Below are 1,567 nucleotides of genomic sequence, written 5' to 3'. Positions count from 1 at the left end.
GCCTAGGAGCGTGGGCGGCAGAACGGGGTCGCGGACAATCGAAGGCACGACCCGCGCTTTGACTTGATGGCCACCAGCTACCGCCCCTACGCGCCCGACCAGCTCATGCTGCTGCCAGCCTCGCTGCAGGACTGGCTGCCCGAGGGGCACTTGGCGTACTTCATCAGCGACACGGTCGATGCGCTGGACCTGAGCGCGTTCCACGCACGCTACGCCGGGGGCGGCTCGCGCAACCAGCCCTTCCACCCGGCGATGATGGTCAAGGTGCTGGTCTACGGCTACGCCACGGGCGTGTTCAGCTCGCGCAAGATCCAGCGCCGGCTCCACGAGGATCTGGCGTTTCGCTTCCTGGGGGCGGGCAACTTCCCGCACCACCGCACGATCCGCGACTTCCGGGCACTGCACCTCCAGGAGCTCGGCGCGCTCTTCGTGCAGGTGGTCCAGCTCGCGCGCGAGATGGGGCTGGTCAAGCTCGGCGCGGTAGCCATCGATGGCACCAAGGTCAAGGCCAACGCCAGCCGCCACAAGGCCATGAGCTACGAGCGCATGCAGCTGGCCGAAGCCGAGCTCAAGGCCCAGATCGACGTGCTGCTACAGCGCGCCAAGAACACCGACGAGGCTGAAGCCAATGAGCCCGAGCTCGACATCCCGGCTGAGATCCAACGGCGCGAGGTGCGCTTGAAGGCCATCGCGCAAGCCCGTGAGCGGCTGGAGCAGCGCCAACGCGATGCCGACACCGAGCGCGGGCGCAGCGATGACGACGACAGGCGCCCGCGCGGCCCGGACGGCAAGCCCAAGAAGGGCGGGCGCTACAAGCGCGACTTCGGCGTGCCCGAGCCCAAGGCACAGGAGAACTTCACCGACCCCGACAGCCGCATCATGAAGCGCACCGGCGGCGGGTTCGACCCGAGCTACAACGCGCAGACAGCGGTGGACGACACCGCGCACATCATCATTGCGGCCGAGCTTGGGAACAACGCTGCGGACAGCGGTCAGTTGCTCCCGATGGTGCAAGCCATCGAGGCCAACACCGGTGCGCTGCCTGAGCAAGGTCTGGCCGACGCGGGCTACCGCAGCGAAGAGAACTTCAAGCAGCTCCAGGGCTCGGCCACCGAGTGGATCGTTGCGCTCGGACGCGAGGGCAAGCAACTCGCTGGGCTCAATCCCGAGACCCATCCGCACACGGCCGCCATGGCGGCCAAGTTGCAAAGCGATGAAGGAAAAGCCGCCTACCGGCGGCGCAAATGGATCGCTGAGCCGCCCAACGGCTGGATCAAGAGCGTGCTCGGGTTCCGTCAGTTCAGCCTGCGGGGCCTGCATCGGGTGCAGGCCGAGTGGAAGCTCGTGTGCATGGCGCTGAACCTGCGCCGCATGAGCACGATGAGTGCCTCGTGAAGCGATCCACAGCGCCCAAGTCAGCCCTCTTGCGGACCTCGAAGGCACCAGCGCAGTCCTTCACCGATCGCCGTCAGACGCAGCCAAGACCGCGTTCATTGCGATACCGCGGCAGGACTTGAACCTCGGCGCGCTGGGTAGCCTCCGAAAACTCTGCCGCCCACGCTCCTAG

General features: G+C 66.9%; 1 protein-coding gene. It reads left to right on the top strand.

Going from position 1 to position 1,567, the window contains the following annotated elements; genetic code table 11:
* Positions 1–66 precede the first annotated feature (66 nt).
* Positions 67–1,395 carry an IS1182 family transposase gene (locus HHL10_RS30070; protein ID WP_169164101.1) on the top strand — a complete coding sequence of 443 codons (1,329 nt, stop codon included), beginning with the start codon at positions 67–69 and terminating at the stop codon, positions 1,393–1,395.
* Positions 1,396–1,567 lie beyond the last annotated feature (172 nt).

It is taken from the genome of Azohydromonas caseinilytica, from assembly GCF_012927045.1.
In the GTDB taxonomy this organism is placed as follows: Bacteria; Pseudomonadota; Gammaproteobacteria; order Burkholderiales; family Burkholderiaceae_C; genus Azohydromonas; species Azohydromonas caseinilytica.
The sequence above is the reverse complement of the archived record's forward strand: the minus strand, read 5'-3'. Positions and strand labels throughout refer to the sequence as shown.

Bases quoted from the DNA above. Each gene is read 5' to 3' on its own strand.
- HHL10_RS30070 (WP_169164101.1), top strand. From the start codon at position 67: ATGGCCACCAGCTACCGCCCCTACGCGCCCGACCAGCTCATGCTGCTG.